Consider the following 17,411-nt stretch of genomic DNA (forward strand, 5'->3'; position numbering starts at 1 on the left):
CTGGGGGCGGAGGGCCTCTTCGGTTCTTCTACGGGTTGTGCAACTCGCAGCCCGTGAAGGTGTCGTGCGAGTCTCCGTTGACGATGTCACCGTTGCCGCCGCCGCAGTTGACGGTGTCCGGGAGCCCGTCCGAGACGTTGATGACGTCGTTCGCGCCGCCGGTGGTCACGCTGTCGTTGCCGGTGCCGGCGTCGAGGACGACACGGAAGGTGGCCGCCGGGGCGGTGAAGGAGTCGCCCATGTCACCCAGGTTCGCGTTGAAGTAGCTGACGCCCGCGGCCTGTCCGCACGTCACCGTGGTCGCGTTGACCTGACGGCAGCCGGGCCCCGCGGCGATCGTGGCCATGTCGGTCACCGTGAGGACTCCGCCGGGTGCCGTCGTGACGTTCACCTGATTTGTGGCGCCGGGCGCGGCACCGTAGTTGACGAACGAGCCGACGCGGCTGATGGTCGAGCCCGCCGCCGCGGCGGCCGGGGAGGCGAGCGCCAGCGGCATCACCAGTCCCGCCAGAGCCACCGGGGTCACCGCACATATCAGAGTCCTGCCTGCGATCTTCATGCTCTGCGCCTCTCACGCACAGGTACGGGCGCCGGACAGCGCCCTCGATGTCAGCGAAACAGAGCGTGATGATCGATGCACTATTTGTTACCGCCTTCGGTGGGGTGGGCCAAGGCGGGCGGCGAAGAACCCGCCCTGGACCGAACAGCGGCGACCGGGAAACACGAAGAAACCCCCTCCAGTCTGCGTTTCCGCAGGTGGAGGGGGTTACCCAGTGTGGCGGCGCTAGGATTCGAACCTAGGAAGGCTGAGCCGGCAGATTTACAGCGGGCCGGGTTCACCTCGTGCGACTTGCGGTTTTCTTTGGACCTGGCGCTGCCGGGGGACGCGTGGGGGAACGAGAGCGCTGCTCACTGCTGCAACGTGCCTACGCTTCAGGCAGCGGAGCGCCCCAAGCACGGTCCGTGAGTTCTCCCCAAACTCCCGGGGCGACGGTCCGAGGGTCGACAGCTCCCGAAGGCGCAGACCGCCGATACGTTCCGTTCGGCCGCTCGGAACGGTCGTGCTCCTTGACCCAGAACACCCGGCGGACGAACTTGCCCGGCACGTCTCCACTCGGCGCGTCGGAGCGCAGTACGGCGTACCCCACCCTGCGCCCGTTGCCACGCCACGGCACAGGGCCTCGGCGAGTCGACACAGACAGCTCCACCGACTGCCGTACGTAGTCGAGCCTGTCGATGTCCTCGGTCCAGACGATTCCGTCCTCGTGCTCCAGAGCCTTGGGGTTCTCCTGCACTGGTTCCCTCCCGTTGTCTAGGTGTTGCAGGCCGTGCTGGGCCCGCGGGGAGCCGCCGTTGGCGCGTGCTATGCCCTGAGGACGTCGTTTAGCCCATCGGCCTGCATGACCGCCGAAGCTGCGTAGAGATAGCCGAGGTACCTGTCGTAGGCCACATCGCGTTTTGCGTGCATCGCATCCACTAGCTCCGGCGGACAGGTTCCACGCCGTAGTTGCTCCAAGCAAGCATGCGCAGATTCCTTGAAGTCGTGCTGACTGCTGGCAAGACGAACGACAGCGCCGATAACCGTTGAGGGCCCCTCGATGTAAACCTGAGCTTCTAAGTGCTTGCGCGCACCTGCCTGCTGATCAGAATCCTGGTACAGCTGCTCAGCCACAGCCATGAACGACTCATGCGCCTCTGAGCGTCCTTGGCGCGCAACGACTGTGGTCCGCGTCAGTATCTCGACGAGCCTGTCGTGCTCCTGCCGCGCCGCCTCCGCATATGCTACGTATGTCCCCTTCCGGGGTTCTCTGATAAGCCTCACGTGCTCAGCTTGTAGCTGTGTACGACTCTGAGAACGCGCAAGGAGAGCGGCCACTATGCCGGCGCCTCCCGTGCCAACCGCCCCTACAGCGGCACCGAGTACGGCCGCGAGTCCAGCGTCCATGGCTGTGAGTCTGGCCTGCGGAAGCCTCAAGGCCAAGGGCGGCCAGACGAGGACGTCCAAGGCTCCGGACACTCTTTTACAGTCCGCGCTCGGGACAGCCGCCTCTGACCTGGGCGTCGCTGGCTCCAGCCCAGTGACCGGTGGCCCCGGCGAGGTCGTTAACAAGATTGTGAGGTGCCACTGTCACAGGCAGCCCCTATCGTCGAGCATGTTGGCGCCGAGGATCTGACAGGCGGGAGGTTCCTGAGATGCAAGCGACGAAAGCGCTGCTCAGGGCACGTTCTCCGCTGCCAGCCAGGGATTCAGCAGACTGGCGACGCCTCCTGGTCTCGGGAGGACTCTGCCCCACCAGGCCACCGCAGGGGAAGCACGCAGTGACCAGGCATGCCCAGTCAGTGTCGCTATGCTCTCCGCGGGGAAGGCTTAGTCCGCAAAGGGGAGGGCTGATGGCGGCTGGGGGCAGGAGCCAAAAACACGGGGTCGGGTACTTCGACGTGGACCTCTGGGGTGCGCGCATCGACGACTCCTCCGGTGGTGTGAGCCACCTTCGGCTCAACGCATACGCCCGAAAGAACACTCCGGAGCGCCCCTTCGCGGTTGCCAATGATTACATCGCCAGCTCCCTGGGAATCGCCACAGGACTTCCGGTACCCCCCGGAACGCTTGTCGGTGTATACGGAGGCGGCTACAACTACGCATCTCTCGCATTCGGTGACCGCGGAGACAGGCCACCGCCCATCATCCTTCCTAAATTCTGCGAAGAGCGCCCCTGGGAAGCGTGTGGGATCATAGCGTTTGATCAGTGGATCCATAACACGGACAGACACGACGGAAACATCGGATATCTGCCGGATTTCGCCGTGGCGGTGTTCGACCACGACCTTTCGCTGCTGAATGAGTCAAGAGACAGTACCGCAGCCCTCGCGCTACTCGGGCAGTCCCAGGACACACCTGTAAAGTACCATTGCCTGCCGACTCACCTGAAAGACGTGTCTCACTTCAGTGAGTGGTTCGAAAGAATCGCTTCGGTAACACGTCGCGAGATACGTCGCGCAGTTGCGACCACACACAGTGCGGAATTGCTAACTGCCGATCTGAGGGACGCTCTCATAGCGTTTCTTGAGCATCGTCAAACGCGCATCGGCTCCTTCATAGAGCGAACGCGCGACCAGTACCAGAAAGTCGATAGCTGGACCCTCGACATTAAGGAGGTGGACAGTGGCAGCTAACTGGTATCTCGTGAAGTACGTACCGGACCCGTATCGCGATGAGCCGAAGAACATTGGCGTCGTCGTAGAGCATGAGGGGCGGGGCGTCGTGCGCTTCATGGGCCAGCACAGTGGAGGCTTCGACGGGCGGCGTGTTCGTGGGATCGTTAGGAGTCCACGCACCATGAGGGCCTGGATCGAATACGTTGAGTATCATCTCAACGCCGGGACCTTCCGGGAACAGGTGCAGCGTCTTTCCTCTCGCCCAGGGCAGAACTACAGGATTGACTTCCGGGGAACAGTTGATCTCGCTGGGAGCGACTTCGAAGTTAGCTCCCTGGCAGACGACTTGTTCACAGAACTGGTCGGCGACCCGGGCTCCGGGACGATGCCATCGATCGATGATTTGACCAACGAGCTTCTCTTTCACAGACTTCAGCTCCCAAAAAATCGCCACATCGAAAGAGACGTCAGCTATCGGGTCAACCTGCGCGGCGAACCTCATGAACTGGGTTTCGACTACCGATACGAGAGTGACCGCACAACACTGCTGGACAAGATCTCCTTGTCAGCACCAGATAAAACGCTCCGTCGAACGGTGCACGATCTCATGTTCCGGATCGAACACGTTCGAGACTACAAGGAACTGAGAAAGCCATCCTTCGTAACCCTGTACGACTTGGGGAAAGCTCGGATGTCCGACCAGATTGATGGGCATTTGCGTGCAATCGAGCGATACTCGTACACCGTGGACGTGCGTGATGAACGAGCAGCAGAGAATGTCGCGGAGCAACTCGGCGTTCCGCTGCTACAGAGTGCTTAGCTAACTGGCTGCAGACGAGCGCCCCAGCTACCTACAACGGCTGGGGCGCTCGTCTGTCCAGGTATTTGCAGCCGGGCCTGCCCTGGTACGCACTACCTCAGACCGAAGGATCCTCCGCGGATGGGCCCGAAGACGACCAAGGTCTACGAGGCACTTGATGCGCGGCTCGCCGTCGGCTAGAACGCCTCTGCCGACAAGTTTCCCTCAGAGCGCACGTTGCTCGTACCTTCAGTACGTGCTAGCGCTTTTCGACCTCGATAACACACTGATCGATCGACGAGGGGGCATGGGGTCCTGGGTTCGCTCCTTCGTGCACTCCAGGAGCCTGTCGCGAGCGGCAGAGTCCGCAATCTGTGATCGGCTCCGGGAGCGGGCTTACCCCGCGGACTTTGTGCACCTGCGGAAGATTCTGGGGCTTGTGGACGACCCAGATGACCTCTGGAAGGAGTACGTCGACGGCATCACACGGTCGGTGCGCTGCTACCCGAAGGTTCGGGAGGGCCTCGAACGGCTGCGCGGTGCGGGGTGGACTCTCGGTATCGCGACGAACGGCGCAGGAGACATCCAGCGGGCCAAACTTGCTGCGACCGGTCTAACGCATCTCTTTCACGGCATCTGTGTCTCAGAGGAGATCGGCGCCCGAAAGCCTGCGCGCGCTCACTTCGAGGTGGCCGCCGCGCTGTGTGGTACGCGGCTGAGTACCGCGACGTGGATGGTCGGGGACAGCCCTGAGACGGATATAGCAGGGGGCCGCGCGGCGGGGCTGCGTACGGCGTGGGTGGCCGATGGCCGGGAATGGTCCGATGACCTCCGCGCGCCCGACATCGCGGCAAGAGACGTCGCAGAGGCCATCGAGGCAGTGTTGGCGGCGGCAGCCTAGTCCGGCTCGCTGTCCTGGGAGATGTGCAAGCGTTCGAGTGCCTGGGAGATATTCGGCGGTGAATCCTTGAGGTCGTCCCACCGGCTCATGACCGAGGCGGACGCCTCAGCCAGATCGGCGGGCAGCCCGGCTTCCTGGAGGGCGTACGCCACCTCTCGCATCTCGGGGCCCCAGCGCCACGAACGCGCCGCCGCCTTCGGGATGTAGGCCGTCTCGGCGAGGTAGCTGGTGCTGCGCCCCTGCGCGATGTCGAGTAGCTCTTCCTCCACGCCGTAATCTCGGGCAAGGGCGTACGAGACCGCGGCCAGTACGCGGCTTGCCTTCTGATAGCTGCTGTAGGACAGCTTCAGGGCAGAGGCACGCCCAATGCCGCCGGAGAGCAGGCGAACGTGCACCGCCGAACGCTCGAAGAGAGATGCCACGGGTGTCAGGGCGTCCGCCGGACCGGACAGATACAGGCGAGCGGTCTTGGACGCGGACGGGGGCGAGCCGATGACGGAGCCGTCCACGACAGTCACCCCCGTCCGGCCCACGATCGCGTGGACGCGCGCCATGCTCGCCGGCGAGATGGCGTTGCCGTCCACGTAGATCCCAGCGAACGAGTGAGACGAGACCTCGACCGCCACGTCTTCCGCGTGCGCCGGCGGGCAGATGCTGAGGATGACGTCAGCTCGCGCCGTCAGCTCCCCGAGGCCACTCACCGCCGTGAAGCCGTACTTCTGGGCCCGTTCCCTGGTCGCAGAGCTGCGTCCGGCCGGGCACCACAGGACTTCGGCCCCATTGAGGCTGGCCTGTGCCGCCACGGCCGCCCCCATGCTGCCCGGATGTAGGACGCCGACGACGGTCATCCGACCAGTCCTGGGATATCGCGCCTCTCAACGGACGCGCCGGCCAAGCGGGCATCGTCGATGGCTTGCGCTGCCTGAGCCGGGCCGACCTGGTCGGTTCTGATGACGAGCGACCAGGGCTCTGGCGCATGATCCAAGAGATCCTGCCGGGTCTCGTGCCAGACCTTGAGTCGGGCGTCCAAGTCTTTGTCACCGCGTGCCGCGCAGCGTCGCCGCGTGATCTCTTCGGGACACCACAAGAGAACCCGAACCCAGTTGATAGGGAAGGCCGCGACCGCGCGTGCCCCGGCGACCTGGCCCATGTGGAGGACCGGGATGCGGCCGGCGTCTACGAGCGCGGACACCTCGCCACGGTCGATGGCGTATTCGGCGTCGTACCGGCTGTTCCGGTACAGAATTCCTCCCGCCTGCGCCATTTCCTCAATGTGCTGAGCTGTGGTGAGCCGGTACCCCGTGGTTCGTCCGGGGCCCGCCTTGAGGCGCTGGAAGAGTGCGTACTCAGGTCGCAGCCGGGCTAGCTCGGCTGTGATCGTGTCCTTCCCGGACCCTGGGGGCCCGTAGAGGATGACGCCGGAATGATTCACAGCCCGCCTCCACTCAGCACGTCTCGGGCTTCGTCGACCAGGGCCACGGCTGCGCCAAGCCGGTTGTCGACCACGAAGTGAGGGCCCTGTGGCCGCATCTTCAGATCGAGCCCCGAGATGTACTCATCCCATGCTTCCATCTTCCACGCATCGCGTGCCGCTCCCCGGAACTCGATGTATTCGCGCATCGACTCCGGGTCGCACTCGACCCAAATGGTCGCGACGGAAACACGCTTGGACCGGCAGCGGTTCTGGAAGCGCTGCATCCACTCAGCTTGCGAGAATTCCGAGATGAAGGGAGCGTCGAGGATTGTGGAAATTCCACAGTCGACGTTGTCCCATGCCGCCTCCATGAGGCAGCGGTATTCGAGGGGGCGGACCTTTTCTCGATATAGCGCCGAACTCCTGTCGTGGGCCTCCCCGCCCAGTGCAATCAAGAGTTGGTCTACCAATGGGCGTGTGAGGGAGTCCTTATCGAGGATCGGCCAGCCGGTGAGCCCTCCGAGGAACTTTGCGAATTCTGACTTGCCCGACCCTGCGAAACCGCCGACCAGGACCACGGTGGGAGCTTCGACCGTTCCCCCTGCGGTGTGGCGCCGCCACGCGTCGACCACACGATTACGCAGGGCCTCGCTGTCGACGTCGTCAGTACCTTCGCGGATGCTGCTGAGCGCCTGGCGTACTGCGTCAGGCTGGTCGGGGAGCCTTCGTTCAGTGGAAATGGGCGCCGGTACGGATTCCACGGGGGCATCCTCTCCGGGCAGGGCACGACGGAAGCCGAGTTGAGCCTCATTGCGACGATAGAGACGGCAGTAAGCCCGGCGGTAGTGCGGGCCAGGATACACCGTTCCCTTTTCGTGGCCCCAGATCGTTTGGAAGTTCGCGGCGATGTTGAAGCCGTGACGCTCCGCGATTTCACGGAGCTTCTCCCCTGTGTCCTCCAGGGTGAGCCCTATCTCCTCGCGGTGCATCCGTAGGAGATCGGGCTTCCAATCTGGGTGCTTCCGAGCCATCTGCCCCTCCCTAGATAGCTAGTCGGAGCCGCGAGTGTAGCGGCCCGACTAGAGCTGTGGAAATTCGTGATAGCGCATGTGTAAGCGGATGTATAAAACCGCAGGGATTTTCTCAGGTAGCGGGACGTGATACCGGTTTTCGCGCTGCGGCGGTGAACTTGTGACCACACCGAACGAGGAGGTTCAGATGGTCAGCACCGCAGCCCTGCGAGTTGCACCCCGGCACGCCGGAAGGTCAGCTTCCCTCCAGGGTGGCGACGCGTTGCCGCAGCTCCCCCACCTCGCTCCGCAGTCTCTCGACTTCCTCGCGCAGCTCAGCCAGGGCCCCAGCCGGGTCGGCAGTCTGTGCGGCACGGCCGGCTCCGGGAGTCAGGAAGGCTCCCTTGCCCTGGTGGCTCACCGCCAGGCCGTCCGTCTTCAGCTGGTTGATGGCGGCACGGGCGACCGTCACCGTGACGTCGTACGTCTTCTGGAGCTGCCCCAGCGAGGGGAGCTGCCCGGTCTCGGCGAACTCCCCCGCCGCGATGCGTCGCCGCAGGTCATCAGCCACCTGCTTATAGGCGAACCTGCCGGTCCACTCGACCATCTGCACCCCAAGCCTCGTCACGGTCTCTGCCACATAGTGCCTAAGTCGCACAGGTAGAAGCCAGAGCCCCACGCCGCTTGTTCCACGAGGGGGGCTTGACGCACTCTGCCTCACAGTGCACTCTGAGGCAGGCTCGCTCAGCGGTTCCTCCCCCCAACGGGACGGATCGCTTGTGAGACCTGTTTGACCTGCACGAATGCACAGGGCGGGGACGCTGCAATCCCGCTAAAGGCCAGAGGACAGGGCTTCGGCCCGACTGGCGAGGTGGCCCGGTGACCGCGAGCAACGGCCGGAGGGTGGGGACATCGATCCCCCTTGCAGCAGTCCTGATCTCTTCGACCAACGAGAGTTCTGATGCCTCAACGCCAGTTTCGGGCGCCGCCGTGATGGACCGGCCGGCGGCGCCAGTGCAGTACCCGGTCCGTCTCTGGTCTCGCAGCGCCGACGCTGCGGCCGGCTGCCTCTCCCGCCCGTCCGTTCCGCGCACTGCGCGAGGGCGTACGGGCGGGGGCGCGGGGAGTCGGACGTGCCGACCCCAACGGCGTGAGCCCCCGGTGCGCGAACACCGGGGGCTCTGTTCGGGCCGTTGCCACCTGCAAGGGAGTACACGACCCAATGACTGACATCGTCACTGTTCAGGACGCTGTTACCGCGTTCGCCGACTTCATGGACCCGACGGCCGCGGAACTGGACGCGATCGAGCAGGAGATGCCCGCGATCCTCGCGGACGTCGACCTGCTCGACGCGCAGATCATCACGCTCGACCGCACGCCGACCGAGCTGGACACCCAGCGCATCCGCCGCGCCCGCCGGCGCCTGCTCGCCGCGCGGAGGGAGCTGGCCAACCGCACCGCCGGCACGAGCCTGCCCGGGGGTGCCGCATGATGACCACTGCCCCCGCCCCCGAGATCCTGGCCGACCACCGCGGCAACCCCCGCCCCGTCTTCCATATGCCGCTGTCCTACGAGGCCGCGCGACTGGGCATGGCGTTCCACGAGGCCGGTCACGCGGTCGTGGCGCTGGCCTACAGCGTGCACGTCGTGCGCAGTGAGGTCATCGCCTGGACGCACGGCACCGGATGGAACCTGACCGGGAACACCGCCTACGAGGCGCGGGGCACGCAGCCGTGGCACTTCGCCGCGCAGTGCGCCGCCGGGCAGATCGCGCAGGTGCAATACCTGCTGGCCTACGGCCTGTGGACACCGGAGCGGGCCGCCGCCTGCGCCGCCGACCATGACCGGGACCTGGCCGTCGACCTGCTGGCCCAGTTCGGCTACCGGCTGGCCCACGATCACGTCCCCGCCGGCGGCAAGTCCTGGGGGATGGTCCGCGGGATGGCCCGCCGCAAGGTGGCCCACCTGTGGCGCGAGATCCGCACCGTGGCCCACGCCATGGACGAGAACACCGCCCTGACCGGCGACGAGATCGCCGCCCTGACCGGCCTGCCCAACCCTGCGCTTGCGGGGGGTGCGGCATGAAGGCCAAGACCGTACTTCCCGCCGTCGCGATGACGGCCGTGTCCATGGTTCTCACCCTGGCCGTGGTCGTGATGTGGCTCGGTGGCGCGGTGCCGTGGCCCGTCGCCCTGGTCGTCGGACTCGGCATCGACGGGGGATGGCTGGCCACCCTCGCCTACGAACGCCGCCTTGCCGCACAGGGCGACCACTCCCCCGTGGTGACCGCGGTGGGGTGGCTGTTCGGCCTGGTCGCGGCCGGCGTCCTGGTCGCCCACGCCCTCACCGTCGAGCACGGTACCGGGGCGTGGCTGGCCGTGGCGTGGCTGCCGATCGCGGCGAAGGCCCTGTGGCTGGTGCACGGCCTGTGGGAGCGGACCGCGCTCACGACGGGAGCGCTGGAGGCGATCCGCGGTATCCAGCAGGAGGCCCGCGACGAGGCGGCCGTGGCCCGTGCCCGGCTGCGCGCCGAAGCGAGCGCTGAGGAGACCCGGCTGACCGCCGTGACGCAGGCCGGGGCACGCGTCGCCCGCGTCCAGGCCAAGACCGCCAAGGCCCTCTCCCAGGCATGGTCGACGCTGGAGACGGCCCGGTCCGGCGAGGACACCGGCAGGGCGCTGACCAGCGTGACGGCCCGCGTCACACCCGGCGGCACACCCCGCTGGGAACTGCCCTTGTGGGGTCCGAGCGAGCCGGTACCAGCGCTCACCCTGGAGGCGTCGCCGGCGCTCACGGATGAGGCCCTGGACGCGCTGGTGAACGAGATCCGGCACAGCGAAGACCCGGCGCTGTCGTACCGGGAGATGGCCGCCCGGTTTCGTGCGGCCGGCCACTCCGCCTCGGAGGTCCGGCTCCGGGCCGCGTGGAAGCGCGTCGCCTGATGGGGGCGCTGCCGGTGTTCCGGTGGCGCCTCGCTCCGGACGGCTACGCCACCCGCCGCCAACTCAGAGCCCGCGGGCTGCGCCCCGGCGGACAGGAGGTGGCCGCTCAGCTCGAACGGCCGCGCCGCCGCCGGCCGCCGCTGGTCGCCTACCTCTACCGCGTCGACCTGGCCAAGCCCGTCCGGCCGATGACCCCGGCCAAGTGGGCGGCCCTGTCCAAAGCCAACGCGGCCCGCCGACGGTGCCCGGCGTGCGGTCGGGATGCCGGATACGTCATCCCGCCTTCACTCGGTGCCTGCGCCTCGTGTGCCTATCCCGAGGACCAGTGCGCCGCCGCCTGAAATGCACGTTTTCCAGATGCGGGGCCCGGCCGCCTACCTGCCACAGCGCCGACCGGACCCCGCCCTCCCACTGGAAGGGACCCTCAGTGAAGCACCCGGAAGACGACAACGAACTGTTCAACCGGCTCGAAGCCGAGATGGCCGCCGAGGGCGGGGCCGACGTGGTCGACCTGGACAAGGCCCGCGCCGCGCGCGAGTCGGCCCCGCCCGGCCCGGAGGCGGACGACCCGACCGCCCCCGTCATGGTCGACCAGGCGACTCCGACCGCGACCGGGCCCGGCTACCTGGGTCGGCTCGCCGCCGCAAGGCGCCGCCCGGTCATCCCCGTCTGGCTGCGGTCGGTGGCTGAGCTGCGCACCGCTACGGCGTGGGTGGCCCGCCACTACGCCCACACGATCGGCTACCACGCCCTGCGCACCCCGGTGTACGCCGCCCGGCTCACCTTCCAGGCCCCGACCGGCGCGGCCCGGTTCATCGGGGGCACGATGCGGTGGGTCGCCGACCGCGAGGGCGAACCCGTCCGCCTCGCCGCCGTGCGCCGCGAGGACGCGGCCGAATACCTCAAGCTCTCCCGGCAGCGCGACGGCCGCGTTCGGCTGCGCACCCTCGTTGCGGTGCTGGGCCTGTTCGTGGGCCTGTTCACAGCGCTTGCCATCTACGTGCTCGCCCCTGCCTGGTTGCAGGCGGTCTCGGTGAGCGCGGTCGTGCTCGCCCTGGGGGCCGCCGGCCGCCGCGCGGACGCTCCGGTGATCCACCGGGCGGTGGAACTGCCCAAGGCGACCAAGCTGACCTCGGACATCGTCCTGCGTGCGTTGGGTGCGCTGGGTATCTCCGCCATCAGTCAGGCGCAGGCCAAAGGGCGGGACGGCTTCGAGTTCACCGCACCCATCACCCGGGACGGACCCGGCTGGCGCGCCGAGGGCAACCTCCCGTTCGGCGTGACGGTGACGGACATCATCGAGCGCCGCGAACGCCTCGCCTCGGGTCTGCGCCGCCCGCTGGGCTGCGTGTGGCCCGAAGCGGTGCCGGACGAGCACACCGGGCACCTGGTGCTGTGGGTGGGCGACCAGGACATGAACAAGGCCAAGAAGCCCGCATGGCCGCTGGCCAAGTCCGGGACGGTGGACCTGTTCACGCCCGTCGCCTACGGCACCGACCAGCGCGGACGCGGGGTCGAGGTCACGCTCATGTACATAGCGGGCGTAATCGGTGCCATCCCGCGCATGGGCAAGACGTTCCTACTGCGGCTGCTGCTGCTCATCGCCGCCCTCGACCCGCGCGCGGAGCTGCACACCTACGACATGAAGGGCACCGGCGACCTGGACCCGGTCGGCAACGCCGTCGCCCACCGGCACGCCGCCGGCGACGATGACGAGTCGATCGCCTACGCGCTCGCCGACTTCCGCGCCCTGCGCGAGGAACTGCGCCGCCGCACGAAGGTGATCCGGTCCCTGCCCCGGGACATCTGCCCCGAGTCCAAGGTGACCAGCGCCCTCGCGGACAAGCGGTCGCTGGGGCTGCACCCGATCGTGGTGGGTGTGGACGAGTGCCAGGTGCTGTTCGAGCACCCTGACCACGGCAAGGAGTTCGAGGAAATCGCCACCGACCTCGTCAAGCGGGGACCTGCTACCGGCATCGTGGTCCTGCTGGCCACGCAGCGCCCGGACGCCAAGTCGCTGCCCACCGGTATCAGCGCGAACGCCTCCGCCCGGTGGTGCCTGAAGGTCATGGGCCAGACCGAGAACGACATGGTGCTCGGTACTTCGCAGTACAAGCGCGGGGTGCGCGCCACCATGTTCGCCTGGGGTGACAAGGGCATCCACTACTTCGTCGGCGAAGGGGCGGATGCCCGTATCGTCGCCTCCGTCTACGTCGACGCACCCGGCGCCGAGGCCATCGCGAGCCGCGCCCGCACCGCGCGCGAGAAGGCCGGACTCCTGACCGGCTACGCGCTCGGTGAGGCACCCGAGGAAGTCACCGGCCCTGCCTATGACCTGCTAGCCGACATCCTCGCCGTGGTGCCGGCGGCCGAGTCCAAGGTGTGGTCCGAAACCGTCGTCGCCCGGCTCGCCGAGCTGCGCCCCGAGGTCTACGACGGCTGGGACCCCGACGCGCTGGCCGCCGCGCTCAAGCCGCACGGCGTGAGCACGGTGCAGGTGGGCCGCCGGGTGGATGGCAAGGTCGTCAACCGGCGCGGCATCACCCGCGCCCACATCACGACTGCGATTGCGGAGCGTGACGGAAATCGGGACGCGGGCTGACCCTTCGGGGCCGCTAACGATAGCGGCACGCCCCGCTAACGTTAGCGGCCCCGCTAGCGCCCCAAACCGCTCCTGATCAGGCCGCTAGCGGATAGCGGCCCACCTGCGGAAACCCCTGAAAACCGCCCCGGAGGGCCCTTCATGACCCCTGCCCTGCTCGCTATCACCCTGCTGTTCGGTGTCACGCTGTGTTACGTCGCGGTGTGTGCCGCCTCGCCGTTCGGCACCTGCCGCAAGTGCCACGGCTGGGGCTTCGCTATGACCACCGACCGCAAGGGACGGCCCAAGCGCGGCAAGGACTGCCGCCACTGCAAGGCCACCGGCAAGCGCATCCGCGTCGGCCGCTGGCTCTACAACCGCTGGGCCCGCATCTACCGCGCCGGCGTCTCCTGAAAGCACGCGACCGGCGACCGCCCGTCATGAGACGGACCCCGCAACACGCAGTGGCCAGGTGGGCGCGGTCGCCGGTCAATGCCCCGAGCTTGCCAGCACCCGGGGCCTGCGCAGCCTATCCATCCGTCCACCTCGCCCGGAAGCGAGTTTCACCGCCATGGTCCTCAACATCTCCGCCGTCCTGCTGTTCGGTGCCGCGTCTGCCTTCGCCGTCAAGACCAGGTCCGCCGGCGGCGGCGCCGCCGTCGTCCTGTTCCTGTTCGGGTTCTTCGCCGCCGGGACCGGCGCGTACGAACCCATTCACAACGTCGTGCAGGCGTCCGCCGAAGCCCTCGCCCAACTCGGCAACTGACGGGAGACCAAGCCGTGAACGAACCCACCCGCCGCGTCCACCCGGCCGCGCTCAACGTCCACCACCCGACCCCGATACCGCCCGCCGTCCCGGCGCCCGCCCCGCTCGTGCCCGTCCAGCCGGGCACGATCCCGGCGGTGGCGAGCGTCGTCCTGCCGGACGGCCGTGTCGTCACTGGCTACGCCATCACCCCCGCCCAGCCCGAACCGGTCATCGCCAAGCCGCCTGTCTCCCGCGCGGCCGTGAACATCGCCTTCGCGGGCGTCGGGTTCCTCGCCGTGTGCGGCGGGCTGTTCCTGCTGACCGCGTTCCTCACCGCCCTCACCGCGCTGATCACCCAGCTCGTCATCCTCGCCGCCGTCATCTTCGGCGGCTGGGTGGCCGTGCAGGTGTTCAGCGCGAGCGGCCACAAGGGCGGGACCACGGTCAACATCCGCAAAGCGACTTTCAAGCGCAACCACTTCCACGGCTGACCAGGAAGGAAACCCCTCCGTGATCGAGATCCGCGCCATCTGCCAGCCGGGCGACGCCGACCGCGTCGCCGCTGCACTCGGCACCGCGTTCACCACAGGCCCGGTGCGCCGGTTCCCCACCCGCGACGGTGACCGCGTCCGCCTGTACATCACCGCCGACCACCGCCCCGGCCCGCAGTCCTGGCCCACGCCCGAGCAGGCCTACGCCACCGCCCCCAGCATCACCAGCGAGATCGGCTGGACGGCCCGAACCGTCGCCCACACCCCGTGCGGCGAGGACCTGGACCGGGAGTACTGGCTTCGCAAAGCGGCACTGCTCGACCGCATCGCCCTCGCCGACTACTTCGACGAGGACGACAGCGACCGCCCCGACATCCAGACCGCCCGTCACCTCGCCGCGGTCGACGCCGCCCGCCACCTGATGGACGTGGACGACGCGGCCGCGATCTGCGACCCGCGCGTCTACGTCCGCCAGCAGTACGCCCACTGGGCCCAGCACCACCGGTAGCGACGCCAAGGGCGGCCCCCACCTCTCGCCAAAGAACGCGGGGCCGCCCTTGCCAGCCAGAACCCATCAAGGAACTGGAGACATCCAGCATGACCCATGACCCCCATTCCGCGCTGCTGCGCGCCGCCCTGGAGGCGGCGGAGCGCGGCTGGCACGTCTTCCCCCTACGCCCCGGCAGCAAGGTTCCCGCCCTGCACGGCGAGAAGACATGCACCGGCACCGGCGAGTGCGCCGACGGCCACCTGAAGTGGGAGCAGCGCGCCACCACCGACCCCGGCCGCATCCGCGCGGCCTGGTCGCGGGCGCCGTTCAACGTCGGCATTGCCACCGGCCCCTCGCGGCTGCTGGTCATCGACCTGGACACGCCGGAACACAAGGCCAGTTCGGACGCGCCTGACGGCGCGGCAACCTTCGGGGCGCTCTGCGAGCGCGCCGGACACGCCGTCCCCGGCACCTACCGGACCCGGACCCCCAGCGGCGGACAACACCTGTACTTCACCGCCCCCGACGGCATCCGGCTGGGCAACACCGCGGGCACCGTGGCGGATTCAGTCGACACCCGCGCGTGGGGCGGGTACGTCGTCGCCGCAGGCAGCACCACCCCCGCCGGACCGTACGAGGCTCTGAGCGCCCCTGCGGCGGTCGCTCTGCCCGGATGGCTGCAAAGCATCCTGCGGCCCGCGCCCGCGCCGTCTGCGGGGCCGCTGAGGCTGCCCGCGGTGGACGGCAGTCTTGCGGCACTGGCCGCGCTGGAGGCCGAGTGCGCCGTCGTCGCCGCCGCGCCGGACGGGCTGCGCAACGTCACCTTGAACCGGTGCGCCTTCAAGGTGGGGCGCTTCGTCGCGTGGGGCGACCTCCCCCGGCACGTGGTAGAGGAGGCCTTCCAAGGGGTTGGCGAGGCGCGGGGACTGACCGCGGCCGAGTGCCGCGCCACGATCCGCAGCGCACTGGACAGCTCCCTGCGCAAGGCCCGGCCCCGGGAGGCGGCATGACCACCCCCAACGCCCCCCGCTTGGAAGGCCAACCCCCACCGGCCACCCGGCTGCGCGCCGCCGAACCGGCCGCTCCCCGGACGGCCGTGGGCGGGCCAGAAGGCGCCGCCCGCAAGGGCGTCCTTTCTGTCCTTCGCTCTGACCCGCGCCAGGGAGACGGCCGGTACCCCGTCGCATGGCTCCACATCGCTGCGCCGAACGGTGCGACCCCGACGGCCACGTCCCGGTGCCTGTGCGGCTGGGACCGCAGTGCCGTCGGCCGCCGCCGCGTGCTCGCCCTGATCGACGCGCACGCCGGCCACCGCCACGTCTGCCCGCTGCGCACCCCGCAGGAAGGGAGGAACGCCGCATGACCGGCCTGGAGGAACTGCCCGCACCGTCCAACCCGCTCGCCGTCGCCCGGCGGCTCCTGCCGGACTGGCAGACCGAGGACGGACACTTGGTCGTCCGGCGCTGGCGCGGCTCGTGGATGCGCTGGACCGGTACCTGCTGGCGGGAGCTCGACGAAGCCCAGATGCGCGCCCGCATGTACGAGCGGCTGGAGCACGCCGTCTACAGCGCCCCCGGCAAGGACGGACAGCCCGAACAGCGCGACTGGGCACCCACCAAGCAGAAGATCAGCAACCTGCTCGATGCGCTCGGGGCCGTCACCCTGCTGCCCACCGAGGCCGACGCGCCGGCATGGATCGACCAGAGCGCAGACCAGCAGGACCGCAGCCCCATCGTGGCCTGCGCCAACGGGCTCCTGCGCATCCGTGACCGTGCGCTGCTGCCGCACAGCCCAGGGTTCTTCAACCTGGTCTCCGTGCCCTACGCCTACGACTCCGGGGCGACCGCGCCGACCTGGGAACGCTTCCTTGCGCAGGTCTGGCCCCACGACCCCGAAGCCGTCAACGCGCTTCAGGAGTGGTTCGGCTACGTCCTCTCAGGCCGCACCGACCAGCAGAAGATCCTGCTCATCAAGGGGCCGTCCCGCTCCGGGAAGGGCACGATCGCGCGGGTGCTCAAAGAGCTGGTCGGGCGGGAGAACCTGGCAGGTCCCACCCTCGCCGGGCTCGGCAGCAACTTCGGGCTGTCGTCCCTGCTCGGAAAGCCCCTCGCGGTCATCTCCGATGCCCGGCTGTCCGGCAAGGACGGCGGACAGGTCGTCGAACGACTCCTGACCATCTCCGGTGAAGACACCATCGACATCGACCGCAAGTTCCGCGACCCCTGGACCGGCAAGCTCCCCACGAGGCTGATGATCCTCACCAACGAGCTGCCGAACTTCGGCGACTCCTCCGGGGTCATCGCCCGCCGGTTCGTCGTGCTCAACATGACCATGTCGTGGCTGGGCAGGGAGGACACCGCCCTGACCGACCGGCTCGCCACCGAGATGCCCGGCATCCTCAACTGGGCCCTGGAAGGACTCGCCCGCCTGGAGCGCACCGGGCGGATCACCGAACCGGCATCCTCGCGGGAATCGGTCGTCATCATGCAGGACACCGCCTCCCCCACCAGCGCGTTCGTCCGCGAGTGCTGCACCATCGGGCCGGACTGCGCCGTGCCCGTGGACACGCTGTGGGCCATCTGGCGCGAGTGGGCCGAGGACAACGGCGTGCGCGCCGTCGGAACGAAGCAGATGTTCGGCCGGAACCTGCAATCCGTCGTCCCGCAGCTCCACCGGGCCCGCCCCCGCGACCAGTACGGCCGGCAGGTGCCTACCTACACCGGGATCACCCTCAACCTCTCCGACCCGCAATAGCCCGTGTCGCGACTCAAGCGACTCAAACCGCGTCCACCCGGTCCCTGAGTCGCTTGAGTCGCGACACACAGCAATGCGGACTCAACACAGCCAAGGCCAACCCCGAGCCGAGGAGTGACATGGCC

The 17,411-nt window shown here is 68.2% G+C and carries 22 protein-coding genes; 15 read left to right on the forward strand and 7 right to left on the reverse strand.

Going from position 1 to position 17,411, the window contains the following annotated elements; genetic code table 11:
• Positions 1-28: 28 nt before the first annotated feature.
• The 3 genes from IE318_RS02295 to IE318_RS02300 form a co-directional block, all read right to left on the reverse strand.
• Positions 29-559: a hypothetical protein gene (locus IE318_RS02295; RefSeq protein WP_189895735.1), complete on the reverse strand. Its 531-nt coding sequence runs from the start codon at positions 557-559 to the stop codon at positions 29-31.
• Between the two features lie 367 nt (positions 560-926).
• Positions 927-1,295, reverse strand: coding sequence for a DUF6009 family protein (locus IE318_RS44660; RefSeq protein ID WP_229903287.1), 369 nt, complete (start codon positions 1,293-1,295; stop codon positions 927-929).
• A 68-nt stretch (positions 1,296-1,363) separates the two neighbouring features.
• Positions 1,364-2,005 (reverse strand): hypothetical protein, encoded by a 642-nt coding sequence (locus IE318_RS02300; protein ID WP_229903288.1) that lies wholly within the window; start codon positions 2,003-2,005, stop codon positions 1,364-1,366.
• Between the two features lie 386 nt (positions 2,006-2,391).
• Between IE318_RS02300 and IE318_RS02305 the strand changes: the two genes are divergently transcribed.
• From IE318_RS02305 to IE318_RS02315, 3 genes are all read left to right on the forward strand, one after another.
• Positions 2,392-3,174, forward strand: a complete 783-nt coding sequence (locus IE318_RS02305) for a hypothetical protein (RefSeq protein WP_189895737.1) — start codon at positions 2,392-2,394, stop codon at positions 3,172-3,174.
• On the forward strand, positions 3,164-3,976 hold the full coding sequence (locus IE318_RS02310) for a hypothetical protein (RefSeq protein WP_189895738.1): 813 nt from the start codon (positions 3,164-3,166) through the stop codon (positions 3,974-3,976). Before IE318_RS02305 ends, IE318_RS02310 begins: the two co-directional genes overlap by 11 nt.
• Before the next feature lie 235 nt (positions 3,977-4,211).
• On the forward strand, positions 4,212-4,856 hold the full coding sequence (locus IE318_RS02315; RefSeq protein WP_189895739.1) for an HAD family hydrolase: 645 nt from the start codon (positions 4,212-4,214) through the stop codon (positions 4,854-4,856).
• Here IE318_RS02315 and IE318_RS02320 read toward each other — a convergent pair.
• The 4 genes from IE318_RS02320 to IE318_RS02335 all read right to left on the reverse strand — a co-directional run bounded on the left by IE318_RS02320 (position 4,853) and on the right by IE318_RS02335 (position 7,908).
• Positions 4,853-5,704: a DUF1932 domain-containing protein gene (locus tag IE318_RS02320; protein ID WP_189895740.1), complete on the reverse strand. Its 852-nt coding sequence runs from the start codon at positions 5,702-5,704 to the stop codon at positions 4,853-4,855. The two genes, IE318_RS02315 and IE318_RS02320, sit on opposite strands and share 4 nt — an antisense overlap.
• Positions 5,701-6,288 carry an AAA family ATPase gene (locus tag IE318_RS02325; RefSeq protein ID WP_189895741.1) on the reverse strand — a complete coding sequence of 196 codons (588 nt, stop codon included), beginning with the start codon at positions 6,286-6,288 and terminating at the stop codon, positions 5,701-5,703. The genes IE318_RS02320 and IE318_RS02325 overlap by 4 nt, the downstream gene beginning before the upstream one ends.
• Positions 6,285-7,301, reverse strand: a complete 1,017-nt coding sequence (locus IE318_RS02330; protein WP_189895742.1) for a P-loop nucleotide/nucleoside kinase family protein — start codon at positions 7,299-7,301, stop codon at positions 6,285-6,287. The genes IE318_RS02325 and IE318_RS02330 overlap by 4 nt, the downstream gene beginning before the upstream one ends.
• 235 nt (positions 7,302-7,536) lie before the next feature.
• The gene (locus IE318_RS02335) at positions 7,537-7,908 is read right to left on the reverse strand and encodes a GntR family transcriptional regulator (protein WP_189895743.1); all 372 of its coding nucleotides are present in this window, start codon (positions 7,906-7,908) and stop codon (positions 7,537-7,539) included.
• Between the two features lie 594 nt (positions 7,909-8,502).
• On the opposite strand from IE318_RS02335, the gene IE318_RS02340 reads away from it, so the two are divergent.
• The 12 genes from IE318_RS02340 to IE318_RS02395 all read left to right on the forward strand — a co-directional run bounded on the left by IE318_RS02340 (position 8,503) and on the right by IE318_RS02395 (position 17,286).
• Positions 8,503-8,772, forward strand: a complete 270-nt coding sequence (locus IE318_RS02340) for a DUF6284 family protein (RefSeq protein ID WP_189895744.1) — start codon at positions 8,503-8,505, stop codon at positions 8,770-8,772.
• Positions 8,769-9,365 (forward strand): hypothetical protein, encoded by a 597-nt coding sequence (locus tag IE318_RS02345; RefSeq protein WP_189895745.1) that lies wholly within the window; start codon positions 8,769-8,771, stop codon positions 9,363-9,365. Before IE318_RS02340 ends, IE318_RS02345 begins: the two co-directional genes overlap by 4 nt.
• Positions 9,362-10,222 carry a protein spdB gene (locus IE318_RS02350; RefSeq protein WP_189895746.1) on the forward strand — a complete coding sequence of 287 codons (861 nt, stop codon included), beginning with the start codon at positions 9,362-9,364 and terminating at the stop codon, positions 10,220-10,222. The genes IE318_RS02345 and IE318_RS02350 overlap by 4 nt, the downstream gene beginning before the upstream one ends.
• Positions 10,222-10,563 (forward strand): RRQRL motif-containing zinc-binding protein, encoded by a 342-nt coding sequence (locus IE318_RS02355; RefSeq protein WP_189895781.1) that lies wholly within the window; start codon positions 10,222-10,224, stop codon positions 10,561-10,563. The genes IE318_RS02350 and IE318_RS02355 overlap by 1 nt, the downstream gene beginning before the upstream one ends.
• A gap of 86 nt (positions 10,564-10,649) precedes the next feature.
• Positions 10,650-12,824, forward strand: a complete 2,175-nt coding sequence (locus IE318_RS02360) for a cell division protein FtsK (protein ID WP_189895747.1) — start codon at positions 10,650-10,652, stop codon at positions 12,822-12,824.
• A 141-nt stretch (positions 12,825-12,965) separates the two neighbouring features.
• Positions 12,966-13,217 carry a hypothetical protein gene (locus IE318_RS02365; RefSeq protein WP_189895748.1) on the forward strand — a complete coding sequence of 84 codons (252 nt, stop codon included), beginning with the start codon at positions 12,966-12,968 and terminating at the stop codon, positions 13,215-13,217.
• Between the two features lie 157 nt (positions 13,218-13,374).
• Positions 13,375-13,569 carry a hypothetical protein gene (locus IE318_RS02370; protein WP_189895749.1) on the forward strand — a complete coding sequence of 65 codons (195 nt, stop codon included), beginning with the start codon at positions 13,375-13,377 and terminating at the stop codon, positions 13,567-13,569.
• Between the two features lie 14 nt (positions 13,570-13,583).
• On the forward strand, positions 13,584-14,042 hold the full coding sequence (locus tag IE318_RS02375) for a hypothetical protein (protein ID WP_189895750.1): 459 nt from the start codon (positions 13,584-13,586) through the stop codon (positions 14,040-14,042).
• Positions 14,043-14,061: 19 nt separating this feature from the next.
• Positions 14,062-14,550: a hypothetical protein gene (locus IE318_RS02380; RefSeq protein ID WP_189895751.1), complete on the forward strand. Its 489-nt coding sequence runs from the start codon at positions 14,062-14,064 to the stop codon at positions 14,548-14,550.
• 89 nt (positions 14,551-14,639) lie between these two features.
• Complete coding sequence (locus IE318_RS02385; protein ID WP_189895752.1) at positions 14,640-15,542, forward strand: bifunctional DNA primase/polymerase; 903 nt, start codon at positions 14,640-14,642, stop codon at positions 15,540-15,542.
• Complete coding sequence (locus tag IE318_RS02390) at positions 15,539-15,895, forward strand: hypothetical protein (protein ID WP_189895753.1); 357 nt, start codon at positions 15,539-15,541, stop codon at positions 15,893-15,895. The genes IE318_RS02385 and IE318_RS02390 overlap by 4 nt, the downstream gene beginning before the upstream one ends.
• Complete coding sequence (locus tag IE318_RS02395) at positions 15,892-17,286, forward strand: DNA primase family protein (protein ID WP_189895754.1); 1,395 nt, start codon at positions 15,892-15,894, stop codon at positions 17,284-17,286. The genes IE318_RS02390 and IE318_RS02395 overlap by 4 nt, the downstream gene beginning before the upstream one ends.
• Positions 17,287-17,411: the final 125 nt, after the last annotated feature.

The organism is Streptomyces spiralis (assembly GCF_014654675.1).
In the GTDB taxonomy this organism is placed as follows: Bacteria; Actinomycetota; Actinomycetes; order Streptomycetales; family Streptomycetaceae; genus Streptomyces; species Streptomyces spiralis.